General features: G+C 64.3%; 24 protein-coding genes. 1 reads left to right on the forward strand and 23 read right to left on the reverse strand.

Annotation, left to right across the window (positions count from 1 at the left end; genetic code table 11):
• The first annotated feature begins 510 nt into the window (after positions 1-510).
• Positions 511-1,281 (forward strand): response regulator transcription factor, encoded by a 771-nt coding sequence (locus tag ACXJL8_RS02970; protein WP_456618070.1) that lies wholly within the window; start codon positions 511-513, stop codon positions 1,279-1,281.
• Between the two features lie 125 nt (positions 1,282-1,406).
• On the opposite strand, the gene ACXJL8_RS02975 is transcribed toward ACXJL8_RS02970, so the two are convergent.
• The 23 genes from ACXJL8_RS02975 to ACXJL8_RS03085 form a co-directional block, all read right to left on the reverse strand.
• Positions 1,407-1,865, reverse strand: coding sequence for a hypothetical protein (locus ACXJL8_RS02975; RefSeq protein WP_456684616.1), 459 nt, complete (start codon positions 1,863-1,865; stop codon positions 1,407-1,409).
• On the reverse strand, positions 1,862-2,374 hold the full coding sequence (locus ACXJL8_RS02980; protein ID WP_456618072.1) for a flagellar biosynthesis protein FlgN: 513 nt from the start codon (positions 2,372-2,374) through the stop codon (positions 1,862-1,864). Before ACXJL8_RS02980 ends, ACXJL8_RS02975 begins: the two co-directional genes overlap by 4 nt.
• A 39-nt stretch (positions 2,375-2,413) precedes the next feature.
• Complete coding sequence (locus tag ACXJL8_RS02985) at positions 2,414-2,896, reverse strand: rod-binding protein (protein ID WP_456618073.1); 483 nt, start codon at positions 2,894-2,896, stop codon at positions 2,414-2,416.
• A complete protein-coding gene (locus ACXJL8_RS02990; protein ID WP_456618074.1) occupies positions 2,893-3,312 on the reverse strand; it encodes a hypothetical protein in 420 nt (139 codons plus the stop codon). The genes ACXJL8_RS02985 and ACXJL8_RS02990 overlap by 4 nt, the downstream gene beginning before the upstream one ends.
• Before the next feature lie 5 nt (positions 3,313-3,317).
• Positions 3,318-4,070 carry a flagellar biosynthesis protein FliR gene (gene fliR / locus ACXJL8_RS02995; protein WP_456684617.1) on the reverse strand — a complete coding sequence of 251 codons (753 nt, stop codon included), beginning with the start codon at positions 4,068-4,070 and terminating at the stop codon, positions 3,318-3,320.
• On the reverse strand, positions 4,067-6,148 hold the full coding sequence (flhA, locus tag ACXJL8_RS03000; protein ID WP_456684618.1) for a flagellar biosynthesis protein FlhA: 2,082 nt from the start codon (positions 6,146-6,148) through the stop codon (positions 4,067-4,069). Before flhA ends, fliR begins: the two co-directional genes overlap by 4 nt.
• A 73-nt stretch (positions 6,149-6,221) precedes the next feature.
• Entirely contained in the window at positions 6,222-6,488 is a 267-nt protein-coding gene (fliQ, locus tag ACXJL8_RS03005; RefSeq protein WP_456618077.1) for a flagellar biosynthesis protein FliQ, read from the reverse strand.
• Complete coding sequence (gene flgD / locus ACXJL8_RS03010) at positions 6,485-6,898, reverse strand: flagellar hook assembly protein FlgD (RefSeq protein ID WP_456618078.1); 414 nt, start codon at positions 6,896-6,898, stop codon at positions 6,485-6,487. Before flgD ends, fliQ begins: the two co-directional genes overlap by 4 nt.
• 14 nt (positions 6,899-6,912) lie before the next feature.
• Positions 6,913-7,323 (reverse strand): flagellar biosynthesis repressor FlbT, encoded by a 411-nt coding sequence (gene flbT, locus ACXJL8_RS03015; RefSeq protein WP_456618079.1) that lies wholly within the window; start codon positions 7,321-7,323, stop codon positions 6,913-6,915.
• On the reverse strand, positions 7,323-7,667 hold the full coding sequence (gene flaF, locus ACXJL8_RS03020) for a flagellar biosynthesis regulator FlaF (protein WP_456618080.1): 345 nt from the start codon (positions 7,665-7,667) through the stop codon (positions 7,323-7,325). The genes flbT and flaF overlap by 1 nt, the downstream gene beginning before the upstream one ends.
• Before the next feature lie 68 nt (positions 7,668-7,735).
• Positions 7,736-8,782, reverse strand: a complete 1,047-nt coding sequence (locus ACXJL8_RS03025; protein WP_456618081.1) for a flagellar hook-associated family protein — start codon at positions 8,780-8,782, stop codon at positions 7,736-7,738.
• Positions 8,783-8,785: 3 nt separating this feature from the next.
• Positions 8,786-10,261 (reverse strand): flagellar hook-associated protein FlgK, encoded by a 1,476-nt coding sequence (gene flgK / locus ACXJL8_RS03030; protein WP_456618082.1) that lies wholly within the window; start codon positions 10,259-10,261, stop codon positions 8,786-8,788.
• Between the two features lie 34 nt (positions 10,262-10,295).
• Entirely contained in the window at positions 10,296-11,528 is a 1,233-nt protein-coding gene (locus ACXJL8_RS03035) for a flagellar hook protein FlgE (RefSeq protein WP_456618083.1), read from the reverse strand.
• Positions 11,529-11,618: 90 nt separating this feature from the next.
• On the reverse strand, positions 11,619-12,200 hold the full coding sequence (locus tag ACXJL8_RS03040) for a transglycosylase SLT domain-containing protein (protein WP_456618084.1): 582 nt from the start codon (positions 12,198-12,200) through the stop codon (positions 11,619-11,621).
• Positions 12,151-13,491: a flagellar hook-length control protein FliK gene (gene fliK, locus ACXJL8_RS03045; protein WP_456618085.1), complete on the reverse strand. Its 1,341-nt coding sequence runs from the start codon at positions 13,489-13,491 to the stop codon at positions 12,151-12,153. The genes ACXJL8_RS03040 and fliK overlap by 50 nt, the downstream gene beginning before the upstream one ends.
• Complete coding sequence (locus ACXJL8_RS03050; protein WP_456618086.1) at positions 13,488-14,675, reverse strand: chemotaxis protein; 1,188 nt, start codon at positions 14,673-14,675, stop codon at positions 13,488-13,490. Before ACXJL8_RS03050 ends, fliK begins: the two co-directional genes overlap by 4 nt.
• Positions 14,672-15,997, reverse strand: a complete 1,326-nt coding sequence (locus ACXJL8_RS03055) for a MotB family protein (protein ID WP_456618087.1) — start codon at positions 15,995-15,997, stop codon at positions 14,672-14,674. The genes ACXJL8_RS03050 and ACXJL8_RS03055 overlap by 4 nt, the downstream gene beginning before the upstream one ends.
• Before the next feature lie 6 nt (positions 15,998-16,003).
• Entirely contained in the window at positions 16,004-16,699 is a 696-nt protein-coding gene (locus ACXJL8_RS03060; RefSeq protein WP_456618088.1) for a hypothetical protein, read from the reverse strand.
• Positions 16,696-18,321 carry a flagellar basal-body MS-ring/collar protein FliF gene (gene fliF, locus ACXJL8_RS03065; protein ID WP_456618089.1) on the reverse strand — a complete coding sequence of 542 codons (1,626 nt, stop codon included), beginning with the start codon at positions 18,319-18,321 and terminating at the stop codon, positions 16,696-16,698. Before fliF ends, ACXJL8_RS03060 begins: the two co-directional genes overlap by 4 nt.
• Positions 18,322-18,619: 298 nt before the next feature.
• Positions 18,620-19,564 carry a flagellin N-terminal helical domain-containing protein gene (locus ACXJL8_RS03070; protein WP_456684619.1) on the reverse strand — a complete coding sequence of 315 codons (945 nt, stop codon included), beginning with the start codon at positions 19,562-19,564 and terminating at the stop codon, positions 18,620-18,622.
• A gap of 275 nt (positions 19,565-19,839) precedes the next feature.
• Entirely contained in the window at positions 19,840-20,781 is a 942-nt protein-coding gene (locus tag ACXJL8_RS03075; protein WP_456624200.1) for a flagellin N-terminal helical domain-containing protein, read from the reverse strand.
• A 264-nt stretch (positions 20,782-21,045) separates the two neighbouring features.
• A complete protein-coding gene (fliP, locus tag ACXJL8_RS03080; RefSeq protein WP_456684620.1) occupies positions 21,046-21,786 on the reverse strand; it encodes a flagellar type III secretion system pore protein FliP in 741 nt (246 codons plus the stop codon).
• Positions 21,783-22,226, reverse strand: coding sequence for a flagellar basal body-associated FliL family protein (locus ACXJL8_RS03085; RefSeq protein ID WP_456684621.1), 444 nt, complete (start codon positions 22,224-22,226; stop codon positions 21,783-21,785). Before ACXJL8_RS03085 ends, fliP begins: the two co-directional genes overlap by 4 nt.
• Between the last annotated feature and the right edge of the window lie 34 nt (positions 22,227-22,260).

A 22,260-nucleotide genomic window follows, 5' to 3' on the forward strand; every position in this document is an offset into this window, starting at 1 on the left:
GAGATGCGGAAATTTGGAACCACCCCAACGCGAAAGTAGTTCGGAAACAAAATCAACTGATGCGATTTAACATATCAAGAAACAACTCGAAACAAACCAACAGCATCAAGCACGTGTAGCAATCGCTTTGTTGCGGGCGCTTGATCGGAAATCGGCAATTGTTACGGTCCTACTCAAGTGATTCTCGCCGGTAGGCGAGGAGATCGACACAGTCCAGTGGTGTTCGGACGCGATGAGCAACTTGGCACAACTGTTCTAGGTCGCTGTCTCAATCCGCTCCGCGAGGTGATCCGTAAGACACCCGCCGAGCCTCAAGCAGTAAGCGTTCAGTATCGAGTCGAAGTAGCAGGCCTGCACATGCAGGCACTGAATGCGTAGGGCTGCCCGCGAATATCGAAACCATAATAACGGTTCGCGGGATGGAAATATCGTCAAACAGCATAGTTGCGAGCCGGGGCATCACAACAACCAGCCGGCCGCGACAAGTGCGAAACAGGGGCGAAAAGACTGATGTATATAATCGTTGATGATCGCGAGAGCGTCGCGAACAGCTACGTTGGAGGGCTCGTTCGCGAAGGTGTATCGTCGATCGGCTTCTCCTCGGGAGAATTCTGGGACTGGCTGCAATCCGCCAATGAATCGGATCTGGCAGCGGTCGACGCCTTCCTCCTCGGGGACTGCGATGCCCGCGGGAGCCTTCCACGGGCGATGCGCAAGCGCTCTTCGGCTCCCATCATCGCCATGAGCGGCCAGAAAATGCTCAAGAACACGCTGGAGCTCTTCGAATCCGGCGTCGACGACGTGGTTCACGTGCCGATCCATCTTCGCGAAATCCTGGCCCGAACGGCCGCGATCGCGCGACGCAGGGTCGGCGACCTGCCAAGGCCCTGCGAGACCAGAATCCAGGTCTTCTTCAACGGACGCGACCCCGAGATCGGCGGCCGCGCCCTCACCCTGCCCCGCCGCGAGCTGCGGATTCTCGAATACATGGTCGGCAACCATGGAAAGTGGATCACCAAGACGCAGATCTTCAACGCGGTCTACGGTATCTTCGAGGCGACCTTCGACGAGAGCGTGATCGAGAGCCATGTGAGCAAGCTGCGCAAGAAGCTCCGTGACCGCCTCGGCTTCGACGCGATCGTGGCACGGCGCTACGTCGGGTACCGCCTCAACATCCCGGCCGGCGAGACCGTCGACGTTCCGATGCAGGATCTCGACGAGGTCGGCATCCTCCTGAACAGGGCCCATGCCGCCCCGGCGGCGTACCCGGCAGGAAACTGACGCGGCACGACGTCGATACCAAACGACACCGGCCTCTGCGGAGACACCCCGCAGAGGCCGGTGCATTTTCAGCGGCAGAGAAACCGAAGGGCGCTGGCCGGCTTCGCGGCGCAGACGCCGTTGCGCTACGGTTTCTGCTGGAATTCGTCTTTCGAGACGTAGTTGAAGTCCTCGACCAGTACGTCCTGGACAACTGCGGCCTRCATCCGCTCGTTGACGCGCTGCTTGATGGCCGTCGTGAGCACGGAGAGGTCGTAGCGGGCGAGCTTCCTGAAATCCAGCCGCTCGTCCGCATAGATCCTGCGGAAGGCCTCATCCACGACGAACGGCTCCGGCGGGACGTTGAGCTGGTGCAGGGTCCGCGCCTCCACGGTGTAGACGAAGCGCGCGACGATGTAGCCCTGCACGTTTCCGTTCTCGACCATCGGCACGCTCAGCGCACGCGTCTTCTGGTATTGCAGCCCGTCGAGATATTCGTCCTTTGGCGACAGCGGGCTGCCGTTTTCCTTCCAATAGGCCACGGCATAGCTCGTGCCTGCGGTGAGGATGCATACCCAGAGTCCGGCCAGCACCAGTCTGATCATTTTGCGTCCTGCGCTACGCGACCGCTATAGGTGCCGTCCGAATCGGCCTCCTTGACCGCCCTGACGATGATGGCCGCAACCTCGCGCACGGCGTCGTAGTGCATCTCGAGGATGGCGCGGTTTCGCTCGAGCTTCTCGCGCAGCCGCTGGATTTCCTCGGTGATCTCCACCTCGCCGCCGAGATGCATCCGCGCCCGCATCAGGCGGACGAATTCCAGCATGCTCCGGCTCTTCCGCGCGCTGAAGTCGTCGAAATCGATCTTCTTTCCCGTCGCGAGCGCGACCGTCTCCTCCTCGACGATGCTTTCGAGCCGGCGGATCGACGCCAGCAGGCCGCGCATCTCATCCGATCTCGCCGCATCGGCGCCTTCGGGCGCCACCTCGCCGCCGACATTCGGCAACAGCACGGGCAACAGCGCATCGGCGGCCGCAGCTTGCGTCGTCATCGCCTCGGTGTCCACGACCGGCTGCTCCATCACCAGGGCCGCCGCGCCATCTTGTGCCTGCATAGAAAATTCACCCCTCAACTTCTGTCACCCATTCCCTGATCATGATCCGGCCTTCGCCGTAGCCTCCGCCTTCGCCGCGTTCGAGGCGGCCAGCTGCTTGGCAATGCCGATACCCTTGCCCTTTGCCAGTTGCGCACCGAGCTGCTCCGCCAGCATCGACTTCCAGATGCCGCCTGCCGTGCCCTTGCCGAAGACTTCCTCGGATTCCTTCGGCAGCATCGTCTCGACGAAGGTCTGGAGGATGAAAGCCTCGAACTTGCGGTAGACCTCGCCGGAGGCAGGCGCCTTGATCACCTGCACCGGCGCCCCGTTCACCGCAGTCGACTGGGTCTCGGCAACCTTCGTCGCGGATTGATCGGCGGTTGCCGCCTTGGCCTTGCCGACCTCCGCGTCCATCGTCGCGGCGAAATCGGCATCGGAGGACTTCAGCGCATCGAGCTTCGCGGTCGCCGCGCGCTGCGTCACGGGATCGGCGGCATCGAGGACGTCGAGAACGAGGTCGGGCGTCGCTGTCACGATCATGTCTTGTTCCGGCTGGCTGGCCGTGGCGCCCAGTCGCGCACGGTGGGGCTTGTCCCCGTCATTTCCTCGAGCGAACGCTTCTCCGCGTCGCGAAGCTTGTCCGCCAGCGCCGCTTTCGCGACCTGCTCGAGCTGTTTCACACGGCGACTCTCCGAGCGGACCTGGTCGAGCTGCTGCGATGCCTGCGCCTGAACCGCGCGTGCACCGACGCTCGCCCTGGTCAGTCGCCGCGCGATCGACTCGCTCGATGACCCCGCCGGCGGCTTCCCCTCGTTCAGGGTTCCGACCAGCCATTCCTGCTCATCCTGCAAGCTTCTCTCCTGCTGCCGCAATTGCGCGAGCTGCCATTCGGACAGCCGGAGCTGGAGCTTCACGAGCGAGACCATCCGACCGAGCTTGTCCGCGCGCGATGTCATGCCGATCATCCCGCCAGCCACGACGAAACGCCGAGCATGAATTGCGTCAGCAGCTCGTCGCTGGTGAGATAGAGCAGCAGGAAGCCGCCGAACAGGACGAAGGGCACCGAGATGAAATAGACGGGAATCGCCGGTGTCAGCTTGTTGAGGAGGCCGACCRCCAGGTTGACGATGACCGAATAGACGATGAAAGGGCTGGTGATCCGCAGCGTCAGCACGAACGCCTCGGACAGGCGGCCGACGAGCTGATCGAGCGCCATGCTACCGCCGATCTTGTCGCCGGGATGCCAGACGTCGTAGGAGTTCATCAGCCCGCGCAGGACCTGCCAGTGCTGGTCGGTCATGAAGAACAGCGTGGTGACGGCCGCCATGATCAACGGCACCAGGGCCGGCGCCGGATCGGTGTCGCCGATCGGCGTGCCCGGGATGCTGCTGAGGCCGATCGCACTCGCCATCACGCTTACCATGGTCTGGAGCGCGAGGAAGAATACGCGCCCGCCGAGCCCGATGACGCTGCCGACCAGCAGCTCGGAGCAGATCAGGAGCGCGAGCGACAGCGGTGCCGCATTGTCCGTGAGTGGTTTCAGGACGGCGATCAGGATCGGCGTGAGCGCGAACGTCGTCACGAGCGCGACGAACAGGCGAACCTGGGCCGGAACGTTGACGCTGGAATAGCCGGGCACGAGCATCAGGCAGGCGCCGATGCGGCAGAACACGATGAACGTCACCAGCACGCTGTCGGCGAGACCGCTGATCACGATATGGCTCCGAGCGATCTGATCTCGGCGCTGCGCGCCACCTCGACATGCGACAGAATCGGCAGGGTCGGGAACACCCGCTCCAGGATCATGCGAACGTAGGGGCGCGCTTCCGGCGTCACCGCCAGCACCACGCTGGTGCCGTTCTCGGTGAACTTCCGGATCGCGGCGCTGGCTTCGGTCGCGAACTGCTCGATCAGCCGCGGGTCGGCGTCGAACTCGGCGACGTCGCCCTTGGCGTCGCGCTTCAGGCTCTGGTGGAACGCCAGGTCCCAGCGATTGCCGAGCCGGATGACGTTGAGCACGCCGTTGTCGGACAGATCCCCGCAGATCTGCTGGGCAAGGCGCATGCGCACGTGCTCGGCGACCTGCTCGGATCGCCGCACATGGGGCGCGATCTCGGCGATCGCCTCGAGGATCAGATGCAGGTTCCGGATCGATACGCGCTCGGCCAGGAGGATCTTCAGGATCGCCAGCAGGCCGGAATAGGAGATCTGCGACGGACAGATGTCGTCGACCAGGCGCTTGTATTCGGAATCGAGCCGGTCGAGCAGGCTCCGCATGTCCTTGTAGGACAGCAGCTGGGCAAGGTTGGCCCGGAGCACCTCGCTCATATGCGTGAGCAGCACCGACAGATTGTCGACGGGCTTGCAGCCCTGCCGCTTGACCTCTTCGGTGAAGGCCTCCGTCACCCAGAGCGCCTTCATGCCAAAGGCGGGCTCGATCACCTCTTCGCCGGGCACATCGGGGTTGCCATCCTTGTCCACAAGCACCAACACCTCGCCGATCCGCAGCTCGCCGTGGGCGACGCGGGTATCGTGAATCCGGATCTGATAGCTCTTGGGATCGATCGACAGATTATCCGTGAGCTTGATCTCGGGAACGACGAAGCCGTATTGCTTGGCGAATTTCTTGCGGATCTTGCCGACGCGGTGCCCAAGCTCGTTGCGCGAGCCCAGCAGATGGACCGAAAGGTGGCCGCCGAGCGCCAGCTCGATCTCCGCGGTCTTGAGCGATTCCTTGACGGAGTCCTTGGCWTCGGTCTGGGCCCGTTCGTCGGCCTTGCGCGCATGCTCTTTCTTCTCCCGTGCCGCCTGCCGCCTCGGCAGCGAGTAGCCGACGAAGGCCATGACACTGCCGAGCAGCACGAAGGGTGCCATCGGCAGTCCGGGCATCAAGGCGAGCACGAACATCATCAACGACGCCGCCGACACCGCGCGCGGGTAGCCACCGAGCTGCCGCAGCACGGCCTGCTCCGCCGAACCCCTGGTGCCGCCCTTGGAGACGAGAAGGCCCGCCGACAGCGACACGATCAGTGCCGGCATCTGCGTGACAAGACCGTCGCCGACGGAGAGTTTTGTGTAGACGTCGGCGGCGCGCGACAGCGTCAGACCGTGATGGGTAACGCCGATGATGATGCCGCCGAAGATGTTGATCGCGGTGATGATCAGGCCGGCGATGGCATCGCCGCGGACGAATTTCGAGGCACCGTCCATCGCACCGAAGAAGGAGCTCTCCTCCTCGAGCTCACGGCGCCGACGCTGAGCTTCCTTGTCATCGATCAGGCCCGCGGACAGGTCCGCGTCGATYGCCATCTGCTTGCCCGGAATGGCGTCCAGCGTGAAGCGGGCGCCGACTTCGGCGATACGCGTCGCACCCTTGGTGATCACGACGAAGTTCACCGTGACCAGAATCGCGAAGATGATCAGGCCGATGACGAAGTCGCCGCCCATGACGAACTTCGAGAAGCCTGCAACGACGTGGCCCGCGGCGGTTTCCCCCTCCCCGCCACGCGACAGGATCAGGCGCGTCGTCGCGACGTTGAGCGCCAGCCGCAGGATTGTCGCGATCAGGAGCACGGTCGGGAAGGCCGAGAAATCCAGCGGCCGCTGGATCCACAGCGCGACCATCAGGATCAGCGCCGACAGCGCGATCGAGAAGGCGAGGCCGAGATCGATCAGGATCGGCGGGATCGGCAGGAACAGGATCGTGAGCATGGCCACGATGCCGCCGGCGAAAAAGGCGTCGGCCCCCAGTCGTCGCGGGGTCGGCAGGCTAGCAGCTAACGTATCGGCCATGGGTCACCGGCAGCAGATTCCGTCCTGCAATCTGCCGCGCAAAGCTTACGCGAGGGTGGTGGACCGGTGCGGATCAGAAGCCGCGTTCGATATGCGAATAGACCATCTCGGTGAAGGTGGAGAGATGCGCGCCGATGAAGGAGCCGGACACGGCGACGACCAGGAGAATGACGAGGATCTTCGGAACGAAGGTCAGCGTCACTTCCTGGACCTGGGTCAGGGCCTGAATCAGCGCGATGATGGTGCCGACCAGCATCGCCGCGCCGACCGCAGGCCCGGAGGCGACGATGATCGTCCAGATCGCCGCCTGGACGATATCGAGGGCGTCCCGCTCGTTCATGACTGGCTGATCGTGAGTCCGGGCCCGACCGCGACCTTCGTGCCGTTCTCGAGGGTCGCGATCGAGCCGTCGCTGTTGATGGAGACGGACGCGACCTTGCCGCTGAAGGTCGCACCGGTCGAGTCGGTAAAGCTGACGGTCTTTCCGATCAGCCCGTCCGCCTGCGACAACGACTGCGAAGACAGCAGCGCATCGAGCTTGGTGTTGGTCTGCATGGCCTGCTCGACCGTCGAGAGCTGGGCGAACTGGCTCATATATTGCGAGGTGTCCATCGGATTGGTCGGATCCTGATTCTTCATCTCGGCGACGAGAAGCTGAAGAAACGTATTGTAGTCGACACTGTTGCTCGACGAGGTCGAGCTGGTCGAACTGGTCTTGCTGGTGCTGTCGGTCGCGCTGGTGACGTTCATGTATCTCTCCGCTGTCAGGCAGCCTGGAATGGGGACTCGGTGGTGGCGCCGGCCAGGATTGCCTGCTCCAGCGGGAACAACGCCCGGATTCGCTTGAGCGCCTCGAAATAGCGGGTCGAACCGACCAGCTCGTCGATGGCGGCAAGCCCGTCCAGCATCTCGCGGTTCTCGCATAGCGCGAGAAGAGCCGCGTGATGCGGCCTGTAGAGCGCCATGGGGTCCCGGACGTCCGTCGGATTCATCAGCATGAGCTGGACGACGAAATAGAGCTGCCGCATCGCCGTGGTGGCGTCGGAAGCCTGCATGACCTGCGCTTCGAGCAGGAACATGACGTCGTTGACGAGCTCGATGGAGACCTTGCGATCAACGCGGATGACCGCGCCGTTGATGTAGATCAGTTCGCCCGCCCGCAAGGATATCTTCATCAGAGAGCGTCTCGGATCAGGCGGTTGATTTCGATGAGCTGCATGACGTCACCCGATTTCTCCTCGCGCAGGCGATCCGCTTCCTTGATCACCCACAGGCCGATCGAGATGATGTCGGCGCGCAGCTTGTCGGGAAGCCCGTTCTCCGGATGGGCGAGATCCTCGATGAAGATCGTCCACAGCCGCCGCACGTAGAGCAGGCTCTCGACCAGATCCTCGAAGGTGAAGCGCCCCTTCTGGATCCGCTCGAGCCGTTCGATGCCGAGGCTGAGCGCCTGTCGCTCGCGGCCTCTCTCCTGATAGCCGCTCTCTTCAACGACAGCTTCATAGGCTTCAAACGTCATCAGGACCACTCTGCGCAGAAAACTGGATAGCAAGACAAACGGTGCGAACCTTGCAACTGAGCCCTCGCTCAGAGATAGTTGATGAGGCTGATCTTCTGGAGCTGCGAGGTCAGCGCCAGCGCCGTCTGGATCTGGGTCTGCAGGGTGTTGACCCGGACCGCGGCTTCCGCCGGATCGACCTTCTCGATCCCGACGATCTGAGTGTTGAGGATGTCCTGCTGCGCCTTGAGCTTGTCGGTTGCGGAGGTGATCCGCTGCTGGACCGTGCCGACGTTGCCGCCGAGCTGAGCAAGATCCGTGATTGCGTTACCAACGAGGCCGATGGCCTTGTCCACGACGACCTGGAACGTTTCTTGGCTCAGTTTCGCGTTCCCGAGATCCGCCATCATGGTGTAGGCCTCGGCGAGCCTGCGGAAGCCGATCTGGTTGGCGCTGACGGACGTATCGGCGATCTCGGTCGTGGAAATGCGGCTTTGCATGACCTGGTCGGTGGCCGTTGACCAGTTGGTGTTCCAGGCCGGGCTCGCGAACTCGGCATCGAAGGTGGTGTTGAGAAAGGTCTGCATTTGCGCCGGGGTAATGCTGCTGACGCTCGCTGAGGATTGCGAGAAGCCGAAGGCCGCAAGGAAATCGGCGTCGACCTGGGTCTTGGTGGCCGAGCCCGCGGTGTAGGCCGTGATCGGTGTGTTCTGCGTGTTGATGCCCGAGAAAAGATACGAGCCGTTGTAGGAGACGTTCAGCGCGCCGATCAGATCCTGGAGGTTGGAGGACGCAGGCGGCAGGATGATCCGCCCGCCGCCGTCGGTGCTGCGGGCCGTGATCAGGTCCTTGAGGAAGGACGTTGCGGTCGTGTTGAGCTGGGTGATCCGGCTCTGCGTCACGTCCAGGCGTCCCGCGACGAGTCCGTTGGTATCGACGAGCTGATCGGCGAAGCTCAGGTCCGCCCGCAGGGTGACGTCGCCTCCCGTCGTGGCACCAAGCTCGAGGCCAACATCGGCGAAGCGGCCGGTGGTGGCTTCCTTCGAGGCCTTGGCCAGCGCGGACTGATTGTTCGTGATCGAGGACCTCAACGACGAAGACAGCATCAAGGTCGAGATGTAGTTCGCGCTCATCATGGCTTAATTCCCCACGGCAGCCAGCAGGCTCTGCAACATTTCGTCGACGGTCGAGATGATCTTCGACGAGGCCGAATAGGTGCGCTCGACCTGAAGCATCAAGGACATCTCGTCGTCCATGTTGACGCCGCTGACGTTGGACAGCGCCGCAGTGCTGCGGTCGAGCAGCGTTTTCTGGTAGGTGACGTTGGAGTCCGCGGTCTTGCGCTGGTTCTCGATCCAGCTCGTCGACGACGACGCGTAGTCGATCAGGCTGCCGCTCGGCTTGCCTTGCGTGGTTGCATCGAACGGCTGCGCCGCATCCATGCCGCCGATCAGCTGCTGTAGCCGGACCGAGTAGCCGGCGTTGCCGGCGGTGTTGTATCGGTATGCGACGTTGCCGCTGATAGCGCCGTCGCGCAGCAGATTTGGATTGCCGCCCTGGGCCGGATCGACCGATGCCGCGACACTGATCAGGCCGGCCAGGCCGACCGAGACGGTGGCGCTCGCCGGCATCGCCGGCGCGCCGGGATAGGTGAAGAGACCGGGCACGTCGGGCAGCGCCGCGGCGGTCTGATCACTCTCCCTGAAGGTATTGATCAGGCCGCGCGCGATTTCGTCGAGCTGGCTCTGATAGGTGACGGTGTCCTGGTCACGCAGCTGAGCGAGACCCGCCAGTTTGCCCGACTTCAGCGGCATCACTGAATTGGCGCCGGTGACCGGGACGCCGTCGATAAAGACCGCGTTGCCAGTGGTGCCGGGCGTGTAGATGTTGGTCGCCGTGAAGCTGACCGTTCGCGCCGTCTTGTCGAACAGCACGACGCCGCTGTCGGTATAGAGCGCCGCGTCGCCGTTGGCGCGGATCGACATCGAGACGCCGACCTCCTGCGACATCTTCGAGACGATGCTGTCGCGCTGGTCGAGGTAGTCGGTGACGTCGTCACCGGCAATCGTCCCTCTCACGATCGCGTTGTTGACCTTGTCGAACTGCGTAAGGAGCTGGTTGATGTTGGCGACCGAGGTCGCCATGTCGGCATCCGCGCCCTCACGGACCGACTGCACGGTATTGGTCGCCTGGTTGAGCGCCGTCGCCATGTCCTTGGCGGAGGTGACGGCCGCCTGTGCCAGCGTGGTGTTGTCGGGGGCGTTGGCATATTGCTGCAGCGCCTTCTTCAGCGCATTGAGCTGCGCGGTCGGCGACTGGTCGAGCTCCGGATCGTCCACCGTGGCAGATGCGATCTTCTGGAGACCGTCAAAGATCGCGCCCTGCTTGGCCGACGACGAGGTCGCGACCAAGACGTTGTCGTAGAGACCCGAGCTGGCGGCGCGCTGGATCGCCGCCACATAGACGCCGGCCCCGGGAAGATTGTCCAGCACGGCGATCTTGCGCGAATAGCCGGCGGCGCTGGCACCGGCGATGTTGCGCGAGATCGTCGAGGACTGGATGCCCGACGCCATGAGTGAAGCGCGGGCGGAGTCGAGAGCGGCGGTAAGGGACATGATTTGCTCTTGCCCGGAACGGGCGCTGGAGGATTCAGCGCTTCAGGTTGACGACGACGTCGAGCAGGTCGGCGCCGGTCTGGAACGATTTCGAGTTGGCGGTGAAGCCGCGCTGGGCCTCGATCATCCCGGTGAGTTCGTCCGCGAGGTCGACGTTGGAGTCTTCCAGAGCGCCGGACTGGACCGTGCCGAGGCCGCCGGTGCCGGCATTCCCGGCCTGCGCGTTGCCGGAGTTCATGTTGGTCGAATAGACGTTGCCCGGCTCCGGCGTCAGATTGTCGGGGCTCGGGACGTCGGCGAGCATGATCGTGTAGAGCGTCGTCTGCTGGCCATTCTTGAGGATCGCCGTGACGTAGCCGGCGTCGTCGACGTCGATTTTGTCGATGGCGGAGGGGGCGCTACCGTTGACGGTTGCCTTGAAGCTGAAGTCGGTTCCGGTCTGCGTCATGTTCGCCAGGTTCATGGTTACCGCCGCACCGCCGGGAACGGTGAAGGAAAGAGTCGTCGGGCTCGCCGCGGCCAGCGCGCCTTTGCCGGTCGCCGTGGTATCGAAGGTGAAGGTGGTGGCGGCGCCGACCGACGCACCCGTCGCGGAGTTATAAGCCTGAATCTGCCAGGTGTCAGAGCCGGCGGCCGTCGCCGTGTGGGACATGTAGACGTCGAGCGTAACGGCCTGACCGATATTGTTGTAGGCCACGATCGAGCTCTTCGATGAGTACGACGCCGGGCCGGGCGGACCGGCGATCACAGCCGCTTTCGGATCCATATTGCCGGTCGTGAGCGTCCCCGCCGTCGACGGCACGGGCACCTGCGAAACCTGGGCAATGTTGACGATCTGCATGCCGGAAAGGCTGTTCTGCGAGAAATTGGTCACCTTACCGGGCTGACCCAGAAGGTAGTAGCCGGCCGCGTTGACCAGGTTGCCCTGGGCGTCCGGCACGAACGAGCCGGCGCGCGTCAGATATTGCTGCGTGTTGTTGGCGTTCGACACCACGAAGAAGCCGTTGCCCTGGACGGCGAGGTCCGTGGTCGACGTGGTGAACTGCGTATGTCCTGCGTCGCTGATGGCGTAGCGGACCGTCGTCTCGACGGCGCCGGAATCATAATTGCCCGAACCGCTCTTCAGGATCAGTGACGAGAATTCCGTCGAAGCCCGCTTGTAACCGGTGGTGTTGACGTTCGCGATGTTGTCCGAGACCGTCGACAGCTTGTTGGATTGCGCGGACATGCCGGAAACGCCGGTGCGCATAACACCATACAGGCTCATGGATTGGGCTCCTTTGATAGGTTGCAGCTACAATGAGGGTTCTTGCTTGCGCGGGGCTGATGATTTGGAACCATGCACAACTTCGAGTGGTCAGGTCGTTTTCGGCTGACAGAACGAGCGCGCCTTGTCGGTCCACGCGCCGAAGCCGCTCGAGACGAGATGAGCGACGATGTGGCAGACGTAGCGCTTCTGCGCCGGCTGATTGTTGGGGCCCGCATTGTAGCGGGCCACCGCCATGGTCCAGCTGCCCTCGCGCTGCTTCAGCTCCTTCAGGAAGCGCGCCGCATATTCCACGTTCTTGGAGGGATCGAACATCGCGCGCACCGAGGCGAACTTGTCGCCGTGATAATAGTGGTTGATCTGCATGCAGCCGAGATCGATCAGCTTGATGCCCTTGGCCCGCATCGCCTCGAAATTCACGATCGCATCATTCATGTCCTTGGCGAACACGGTCTGTCCTTCCGCGCCGAGCGCGTAGGGATAGAGCGCGCCGCGCCGCCCGGTCTCGGTCAGGCCGACCGCATAGAGGATGCCGAGCGGAATCCCGTGCTGCTGGGACGCACGCGCCATCTCGCGCTCGCAGGGGCGCGCAATGTCGGTCGCCGCCTCCGCGGCGCCCGCGTTAAAGATAAACAGGGCCGCGGCGAATCTGCGGCGCCACGTCCTGGTCATGACGCGTCTCCTGGTTGGGCTGGCGTTCCTGCCGGGTCTGCTTGGCTCCATCGTCCGATTGGCCGGACGATGTGCTTGCGCCGCCGAACGTGCCTTGCGACTGCGACGATTGCTGTTGCTGGCCCGAAAGCTGCGGCTGCGACTGGCCGGAGCCGGCCTGGAATCCGTCCAGCGAGCCGTGCTGGACCGGTGCGACCTCGGCGACATAACCCGCCGATTGCATGAGGTCGCGGATCGAGTCGCGCTGCTGGTCCAGCATCTGGCTCGTGTCCTTGCGTTCGGCCGCGAGGTGGACGGACACCTCCGTGCCGACAAGACGAAGACGAACGGTGACATTACCGAGCGCCGGAGGCTCGAGATTGATCGTGAGAATCTTCAGCGGCTCGGGTGCAGTGCCTTGGGGCGCCGCGAGATCGGGCGCGGTGGAGGCCGCAGGCGCGGACGACTCATTCAGCTCGGACACCACCGCGTTGGCGACCTGTTGGGTCGCGCTGAACTGCGCGACCGGCGGCAGATGCGTCTCCTGCTGAACCACCGTGACCTTGGTCGCTTCGGGCAACGCGTCTCGCGCCGACGCCTTTGCGGCGCGTTCCACATTGGCCGTGACGGCTTCGAAGCCGGGTGCGGTGGGCATCGCCTTCGGCGAAGCATCGCCGCCTTGCGGCGCGCCTGCCTGCGCGGCCGCCGCCTGCGGACGCGCGCCGGTGGGAGCGGCGGCGGGTGGAGCGGCATCGGCCGCCGCCGCCTTCGTCGTGCCCGCGCTCTGAACGTCGCGCCTTGTCGTGGAGGCGCGCTCATCTCGCGCGGACGTGTCTTTCTTGTCGCCGGCCGACGGTTGCACCTGCGGCTTCACGGCCGGCACGGCGGCGAGCTCCTGCCCAACGATCGTCGGGATGCTCGATCGGCTCTCGAGTTCAGCCTTCACGACCTGATCGGCCGGACCTTGCTTCTCCAACAACCTGTCGGCCGCCTTGTCAGAAGACTTGTCAGTGGATTTGGAGTCCTCGGCCGCCTCGGTGCGTTCGTGCACCGTGTCGTCCTTCGGCTTGTCCTTCTCGACCGGGTGCACCAAGCGCGCGCGCAGCGTTCCGGCCTTCACGGTCGTGTCGCTCTCCTGATCGTTCAGCGCCCGCTTCGCGAGGTTCGAGACGGTATGGAGCAGATCGTTAAACCCCGAGTCTCCCTGCGATTTCCCCCCGGCGGTCTTGCCGGAGCGCGACGTCCCGCGCACATTGAGGCTTTCGGCGAGACCCGAGAAAAGCTGTCCGGAGGTTCCGTTGAGCTTGGTCATGGTCGAGGGTCCTTGGTGAGGAGTTCCAGTTCGCCGAGCTGCTTGCGGCCGCGCGCAAGCGTCGCGGTCGACGACGCGAGATCGAGCCGCGCCGGCATCAGCGGAGGCTTGTCGGCCGCGGCGGCGGCGGCGGAAACGCCTGCGATCGGCTTGCGGATGTCGAGCGCGAGCTGGACCGTTGCATTCAGTAGCGGAATGTCACGCTCCGGCAGCTTCGACCGGTCGAGCGCTTTGAGCTCGGCGAGTCCGCCGTCATATTCGTCGGTGAGCGCCCGCGAGACGCCGCGGAACAAATGCGCACGCTCGCGGTCCGCCGAGGCGTCGGCGCTGAGCGTCAGTGCCCGCTCGCCTGCAAGCCGGGTCACGGCCAGCCGTCCGCGGACCATCGCCGCGCGCGCGATCACGAGATAGAGCTTGAGACGGCTCGCGCGGTCGATCTGCTCCAGCAGGGTGACGATCCGCGCAAAGCGGCGCTCATCGAGAGCGAGGCTTGATTGCGTCAGGCCCGAGGAAAAGCGCTGCCAGAAATCGCCGGCATAGATGGAGTTGCGGTAGTGGCGGATATAGGCCAGCGTCAGGAACTCGAACTTGTCGAAATCCTCGGCCTGCCCGATCAGCAGGATCTCGCGCCGCAGCGCCGCCTCCTCGACCAGCGTGCCCGGCAGCAACAGCCGGGCATCATCCAGACGCTCGATCGCGAGCGACGCCTCGGAGCGCGCGAACAGCGCGCCCTGAACCAGCGCGACCTGTCCGCCCAGGCCCGAGGGGATCGTGCGCGGCTTGACGTCCTTGAGCAGTTCGCGCGCCTCGTCCTGGCGACCCTCGACATAGGCGAGCGCGCCATTGAGCAGCTTCTCGTCGACGTTCAGCTTGTCGCGCGGCAGCTTGCGGACGATCTGCGGCGCACCGCCGCTGAGCAGGTAGATGACGACAGCCTGGCCGTTCTGCGGATTGCTCCACACGCCCGCATCGGCGGCGAGAAATTTCTCGCCGATCTGCCGGATCAACGCGATGTGGCTGCCATGCGCCGCGGTGTCGCCATTGGCGATTCCGTCCTGGACCGCCTGCAACGAACGGACGAGCTCATACGGCTCGGCCGATGCCGGCGCAGGCTCGGCAATTGCGCGCGCCGCCGCGAGCGGCAGCACCATCAGAACGGCGGCATAGACGAGCGACCTGATCAAGGGCGCTTCTCCCGGATCAGGATCTCGATCCGCCGGTTCTGCGCAGCCGCGGGATCGTTCGGAAGTTTCGGCCGCCGGTCGGCATAACCTTCGACGTGCTCGATCCGCTGTGCATCGACGCCGGAACGGACCAGCATGTAATAGGCCATCTGCGCCCGCGCGGTCGAGAGCCGCCAATTGTCGTAGGTCTCCGACCGGTAGGGCCGATTGTCGGTGTGGCCGCGAACGATGATCGTGCCCGGGCGCTTGGTCAGCAGCGGCCCGATCTTGTCGATCACGCGGATGAGCTCGGGCCGCGGCTCGGCCGAGCCGACCGCGAACATGCCGAAGCTCGCATCGTCGGTCAGGCTGATCAGAAGACCTTCCTCGACCTGACGGACCTCGGCGACCGGTCCCGCGCCGGCCTTGATATCCGACAGCGCATCCGCGACCGCGGCCTGAAGCTGCTTGACGGTCGGCTGCTGCGTTTGCGCCGCGTCGCGCGGCTCGGATTCTTTCGTCGTGTCGGCGGGACGTGCCTGCGCCGCAGCGTTGGCTTGAGCGCCTGGCTGCGCGTTCGCTTGAGCGCTGCCCTCGCGCGAAGCCGGCGACGGGGCCGGGCCCGGCGGCAGCAGAGGCGACAGGCTTGCGGACGACGCATCCGCGTTCGGCGCGACGCTTCCGCCGGCATCGTCCGACTTTGCACGGCGCGCCTGCGGCTCGCCCTGACTTGTACCGGCCGGATTGTCGCGCGCCGAGGCATTCGGCTTGGGCTCGCTCTCGATGATGCGGTCCGCATCCTTGGAAGCTTCCGGAGCAAGCTTCCAGTAACCCGGGTCGAACGGATCGCGATAGGCGTCGCCGCCCTTGAGACCGTCTTCTTCCGCGGACGTCAGCGCGCCGGCGCGGCGCTGGCCCGAGGACTGGTTCGCACTATTGGCGATCTCCGCGAGGGTCGCGTAGGGATCGCGAAACAGGACCTTCTCTTCGTAGTAGGGCGGCTTCTCGGCCGTCGGCGAGTCGCCACGGCGCTCCGCGCTCGTTCCGGCCGGCTGACGCTTGCCGTCCTGGCCTTCGGATGGCGTCGGATCCTTCTTGTTCAAGTCCTTGAGGCCCTTGGGAGCGGGCGCGTTCTCCGCGAGCTGGATCGGATTGAAATAGCTCGCGACCACCTGCTTCTGGTCCTGGTTGAGCGCATTGATCAGCCACATGACCAGGAAGAACGCCATCATTGCGGTCATGAAGTCCGCATAGGCGATCTTCCAGACGCCACCATGCGGCTTCTCGTCGTCGAAGGCGCTCCGACGGCGGATGATGACGAGTTCTGGCTTGACCTCATTCATGGCGAATTACCGGCGCGCCTCCTTCAGGCGTTCGCTCCATGCCGAGATCTGCGTCTCGATCACGGTCTGATCGGCCACGACGCGGACCTCGACGGTCTCGGCGGCCTCATACTCGATGCCCGTTCGCCGGGCCGTCTCGAGCTGCGCCCGCACGAGATCGAGCAGCTCGCCCGGGCCGGTGATCTTGAACGCCGGCACCGACGAATTGCCGGTCAGCGCGGCGATCTGCTCGACCAGGGACCCGATCGCCTTGTCGCGCACGGCGTCGGCGAGGAACGGCAGCAATATTCGCGCAACGGAGCTCGCGATGTTGGTTTCGATCTCGCGGCAGGCCGCCTCGAAGCCGCTGACGATCGCGACCGCCTGCTGGTCCGACCATTTGGCCCGCTCCTCGCCGAGCCGGATCGCGCTGCGCACGCGCTCCTCGGCAACCCTGGCATCGCCTTCCGCAACGCCGGCGGCGTGGCCGCGCCGATAGGCATCGTCCAGGAGATTGACCGGCGGGGCTTCCGTCGCGGGCGCCGGAGACGGCGACTGATGCTGCGGCTGCGACTGGGTCTGAGGCTGCGGTTGCGACTCGCGCCGGACCTCCTTCGGCCTCGTCAGCACGTCCTGGATCTTGGGCGGCGGAGCCGGCGGCGGCGACTTGACCCGGCCGTTCGCGTCGAACTGCGTCAGGAGTTTTCCAATTGCCGCGTTCATGCCGCCTCCTCGCGTCGCATCCAGTCTTTAAGGATTGCTGCCGCCTGCGCCTGATCGAGGCGGACGATCTGCTCGAGCCGCTTCTGCGGGGTTCGCTGCATCTTGCCTTCGAGGTCCTCGACGAGGTTGAGCTCGGCCTCGTCGCTGTCCGGCAGCGCAAGCGCGGCGGCCGCCTCGAGCTGGGCAGCCTCCGCCGCCTCGGTCTGTTCCTGCTGCGCGCGGTGGGTCAGGATGCCGTTGACCGCAGGTCGCAGGCCGAACCACACCAGCATCGAAGCAACGGCGAGGATGGTCACCGCGTTGATGACGCTGCCCAACTGCTTGTTGATCATCTCGACGAAACTGATCGGCGGCACCGGCGCCAGCTCGCGCGAACCTTCGACGAAGTCGACGGCCGTGACCTGGATCTGATCACCGCGCTGCTTGTCCAGCCCGCCGGACGTTGCCGCGAGCTGGCTGATCTCGGCGAGCTTGCTGTCGACGATCGCCTGGTTGCTCTTGTCGCCGAGATCGGCGACGAGCCGCGCGCGGTTGACCAGGACGGCGATGAAGAGTTTTTTCACCGAATAACCGTCGCTCACCGTCGTCGTGGTCTTGGACGACACCTCGAAATTGGTGACGTCCTCGCGGCGGCTCTTATCCTCGTTGGAGTTCTTGCCGCCGCCGGCGTTCACCTGCTGGTCCGGAAGATTCTGCTGCACCGTGGTCGGGGTCGAACGATCCGCGTTCTGCGACGACTCCTTCTCGCGGACGTTCCGGACCGATCGCTCGGCGCGGTTCTCCGGGTCGTAGACGGTCTCGTTGATCTGCCGCTTGTCGGTCGAAAGCTGCGTCGCGACGCTCACCTCGAAATTGTCCAGGCCCAGATAAGGAGTCAGCGCCTTGCGGATGTTCTCCTGCACCATCGCGCCGACCGTCTTCTGGAGACTCGCCATCTTGGTCGGCGCAGCGCTGGCCTCATCTTCTTCGGCCAGCAGCATCGAACCGTCGGCATCCAGCACCGTCACCTTGTCACGGGTCATGCCGGGGATGGCGGCCGCGACCAGGTGCCGGATCGACTGCGCCGTACGCGCCTCGATGGCACCGTCCGTGCGCAGCACGACCGATGCCGAGGGCGGCTGCTGCGTCGCGCGGAACGAGCCGCGCACGGGCATGACGATGTGCACCCGCGCCGCCTTGACGCCCTTCATCAACTGCACGGTGCGCGCGATTTCGCCTTCCAGGGCGCGGAGCTTGGTGACCTCCTGCATGAACGAGGTCAGACCGAGCGAGCCGATCTTGTCGAACAGCTCGTAACCGGAATTGGCGCTGGTCGGCAGGCCTTTCTCGGCGAGCAGCATCCGCGCCTGCATGGTCTGGCTCGGCCGCACCGAGACCGCGTCGCCGGCTGTATTGACGTCGAAGGTGATGTTCTGCTCGCGCAGCGCCGCGCCCATGCGCGTCACGTCTTCGCGGCTAAGGCCCGTATAGAGCGTTTCGAACTCGGGCCGGCTCAGATAATAGGCGCCGCCGACGACGGTAACGAGAACGGCAAAACCAATCAGCCCCAAGGCCATCAGACGCCGCGGCCCAAGCTCCAGTATGTTGTTGAGCAGTTGCTGTAGCTGCGCGCGACTGAGCATATGACCTCGTACCAATGCGAACGTAGAGGACAGTCGGCTGCGAACCTTGTCTGAAGGTTGCGCGCAGATACGAACGTGTCAGTTCGCGGACAAGGCGTTGCAATTTTACAAGAATCCTACGTGACGCAATTGGTTCACCGCGGGCGTGCGAGCGCATGGCAGCGCGATCGGCTGCGGCGTGCCGCGTGAAGKCTGGCGTCAGGAGGTCGATTGCGGGCACGTCTTGTGCCCTCGAAATCCGCCGTTCATGGCGGAGGCCGTGCTCCCTTGGGAGCACGGCCGATTTCGAAGCCGCGGCTTAGCGGAACAGCGACAGGATGCTCTGGCTGTTCTGGTTGGCGATCGAGAGCGCCTGAACACCGAGCTGCTGCTGGGTTTGTAGCGCCTGGAGGCGCGTCGATTCCGCGTTCATATCGGCGTCGACGAGCTGGCCGACACCGCGGTCGACGGAGTCCATCAGGGTCTTGACGAATTCCGTGTTGGTCGCGAGGCGGTTCTTGACGGCACCGAGATTGGCGGCGGCCGAGGCCACCGTGTTGATCGCGGTGGTGACCTTCGTGATATAGGTATCGAGCGTGGCCTGGTCGACCGCCGAGTCGGTCAGCGCGCTGATGCTCATCGTGTCGACCGACGCAGCGGTTGAGCCGGTGCCGGTCACCGTGTCCAGGATGCCGGTCTTGGTTGCGCCGCCGGTGGTGTAGAGCGCGTAGTTGGCGGTCGTCACCGTGATGGAGCCGATGGTGGGCGTACCGCCGACGCGCGAGTACGACGACACCAGGTTGAAGCTCGTCGGCGTGGCCGTGGAACCGGTCGAGGTGTTGATGCTCAGCCAGTTGATGCCGTTGAAGGTCGCCGAGTTGGCCTTGAGCAGCATGTCCTGCTGGATCTGGGTGATGTCAGCCTGGATCTTGGTGCGGTCGATGCCGGCGGTCTTGGCTTCGACCAGCAGCGCCTGGAGCTTGGTCAGACCGGCGGTCTTGTCGCCGATAACCGAGGTCAGAGCGGTATATTCGGTGTCGACGGTCGCGGACGACAGACCGAGCGAGTCGGAGATGGCGGAGAGCGCGGCGTTGTCGGAACGCATCGAGGTTGCGATCGACCAGTAGGCAGCGTTGTCCGAAGCGGTCGAGACACGCTGGCCGGTCGAGATCCGGTTCTGCGTGGTCGCGAGCTGCGAGCTGACGTTGCGGAGGGTCTGCAGCGCGGTCATTGCAGACGAGTTGGTAAGCAGACTTGAACCCATTTTGATGTCCCTTTGAAGATTGAATTGTTTTGGGGGACATACCGGGCTTGCACCGGTACGACAGGGCGGCGTCATGCCTTTGGGCCGCGGAAATGCGGTGCGGGGCCCAACCTGTCGTAGCGAAGAGGTTAGCCGCCGAAGCTTGTGCGAGGCTTGTGGCTCTGTGACTCCGCTGCAACAGCGCGGCGGGATCGTGGCGTGGACGCAGCGTCACGCCGGACAAAAAAGGGCCGCGCTTCGCGAGAAGCGCGGCCCTCCCCCAGATAAACTGAGGTTTAGCGGAACAGCGACAGGATGCTCTGGCTGCTGTTGTTGGCGATCGAGAGCGCCTGCACGCCGAGCTGCTGCTGGACCTGGAGGGCCGCAAGGCGGGTGGACTCCTTGTTCATGTCGGCGTCGACGAGCTGGCCGATACCGCGGTCCACGGAGTCCATCAGGGACTGGACGAAGTCCGTGTTGGTCGCGATGCGGTTCTTGACGGCACCGAGATTGGCGGCGGCCGAGGCCACCGAGTTGATCGCGGTGGTCACCTGCTTGATGTAGCCATCGAGCGTGGTCTGGTCAGCGGCCGAGTCGGTCAGCGCGCCGATGGCGATCGTGTCGACCGACGCAGCGGATGAGCCGGTGCCGGTCACCGTATCCAGGAAGCCGGTCTTGGTTGCGCCGCCGGTGGTGTAGAGCGCGTAGTTGGCGGTCGTCACGGTGATGGAGCCGATGGTGGGCGTACCGCCGACGCGCGAGTACGACGACACGAGGTTGAAGCTCGTTGGCGTGGCCGTGGACGAGCTCGAGGTGTCGATGCTCAGCCAGTTCACCCCGTTGAAGGTCGCCGAGTTGGCCGTCGACTTCAACTGTAGCTGGATCTGGGTGATGTCGGCCTGGATCTTGGTGCGATCGACACCGGCGGTCTTGGCTTCGACCAGCAACGCCTGGAGCTTGGTCAGGCCGGAGTCCTTGTCGCCGATAGCCGTGGTCAGAGCGGTATATTCGGTGTCGACGGTCGCGGCCGACAGACCGAGCGAGTCGGAGATCGCGGAGAGCGCGGCGTTGTCGGAGCGCATCGACGTTGCGATCGACCAGTAGGCGGCGTTGTCCGAAGCGGTCGCCACGCGCTGGCCGGTCGAGATGCGGTTCTGCGTGGTGGAGAGCTGCGAGCTGACAGACCGGAGGGTCTGCAGCGCGGTCATGGCGGTCGAGTTCGTAAGCAGGCTTGACATTGCGAATGTCCCTTTGATGTACGCGTTACATTTTCACGAGGGGACATACCGGGCTTGCACCGGTACGGAGGGGCGGCATCATGCCTTTGGACCGAGTGGGTGGGGTCCAACCCGCCGTGACGCATTGCTAGCACGTCGAATCTTGCCGCCAGATTAAGGCAGGCTTGAATTCTGCTGTAAAATCATATGGTTAACATTACCCACTGCTAACCATAAGCGGGTACTTCTGGCTAACCATAACTGGCCGGCCGGCGATCGCCGCTGCTACGAGAACGACCGCACCAGTCCGGAGGCCAGCAGGTTCCAGCCGTCGATCAGCACGAAGAACAGCATCTTGAACGGCAGCGCGAGGATCGTCGGCGGCATCATCATCATGCCCATCGACATGGTCAGCGTCGCGACGATCATGTCGATCACCAGGAACGGCAGGATGATCAGGAATCCGATCTCGAACGAGCGCCGCAGTTCGGAGATCATGAAGGCCGGGATGATGACGCGCATGTCGATGCGCTTGTCGTCAAACTTCTTGCGGAAGCTTTCCGCGGCGAGCGCCTCGAAGGTCTGGAGATCCTTGTCGCGGACGTGAGCCAGCATGAACTCGCGGAACGGATCTGTGATCTTCAGATAGGCCTCTTCCTCCGAGATCTCGTTCTTCATCAGCGGCTGGACGCCGGTTTCCCAGGCGCGGTCGAAGGTCGGTGCCATCACGTAGAAGGTCATGAACAGCGCCRGGCTGATCAGCACCAGATTGGCCGGCGTGGTCTGGAGGCCGAGGCCTGCGCGCAGGAACGAGAGCGCCACCGCAAACCGCGTGAAGCTCGTCACCATGATGAGCAGCCCCGGCGCCACCGACAGCACCGTGATCAGCGCCATCAGCTGGATGATCCGGCCGCTGGTCGAACCGTTTCCCGGCGGCAACAGCGAGTTGAGGTCCGGAATCTGGGCGAGTGCCACCTCGGGCAGGACGACCAGAACCAACGCGAGCAGCAGGACTCTCACTCTCACTGAATCACCAATGTCTCAATGATCAATTCGCGTACCTTGCCCGAAGACCGGACATTGGCGCGCTCAGTCAGGTCGTCGCGCAGATGCTGAAGTCCGCGCGATCCCTCGAACTGCCCGACGGAGGCCGATCGCAGATAGACGACGATGTCCTCGCTGATGTGAGCGGCCAGGATGCCGGCATCCTCGTCGCTCATGCTGTCGGTCACCATGGAGGCCTCGACGCGGGCCCAGTTGTTGGCCGGTGCGGCGAGATTGGTCACGATCGGGGACAGTTTCCTGAGCCGGGCGCTGCCGGCGTAGCTCGAGGCAATCGGCGGCGGCGTGGCGGTCTTCTTCGCGTCGGCGACACGCTCGGCGGCTGCAAACAGCTGCAGGCCGGCGAGCGCGCCGGCACCGATCGCGATCAAGGTCAGCACCACGATGGCGGCAATCAGGCGCATGACGCCCCCTGCCCGCACAGCGCGGCCTTTCCTC

Source organism: Bradyrhizobium sp. P5_C11_2 (genome assembly GCF_054049755.1).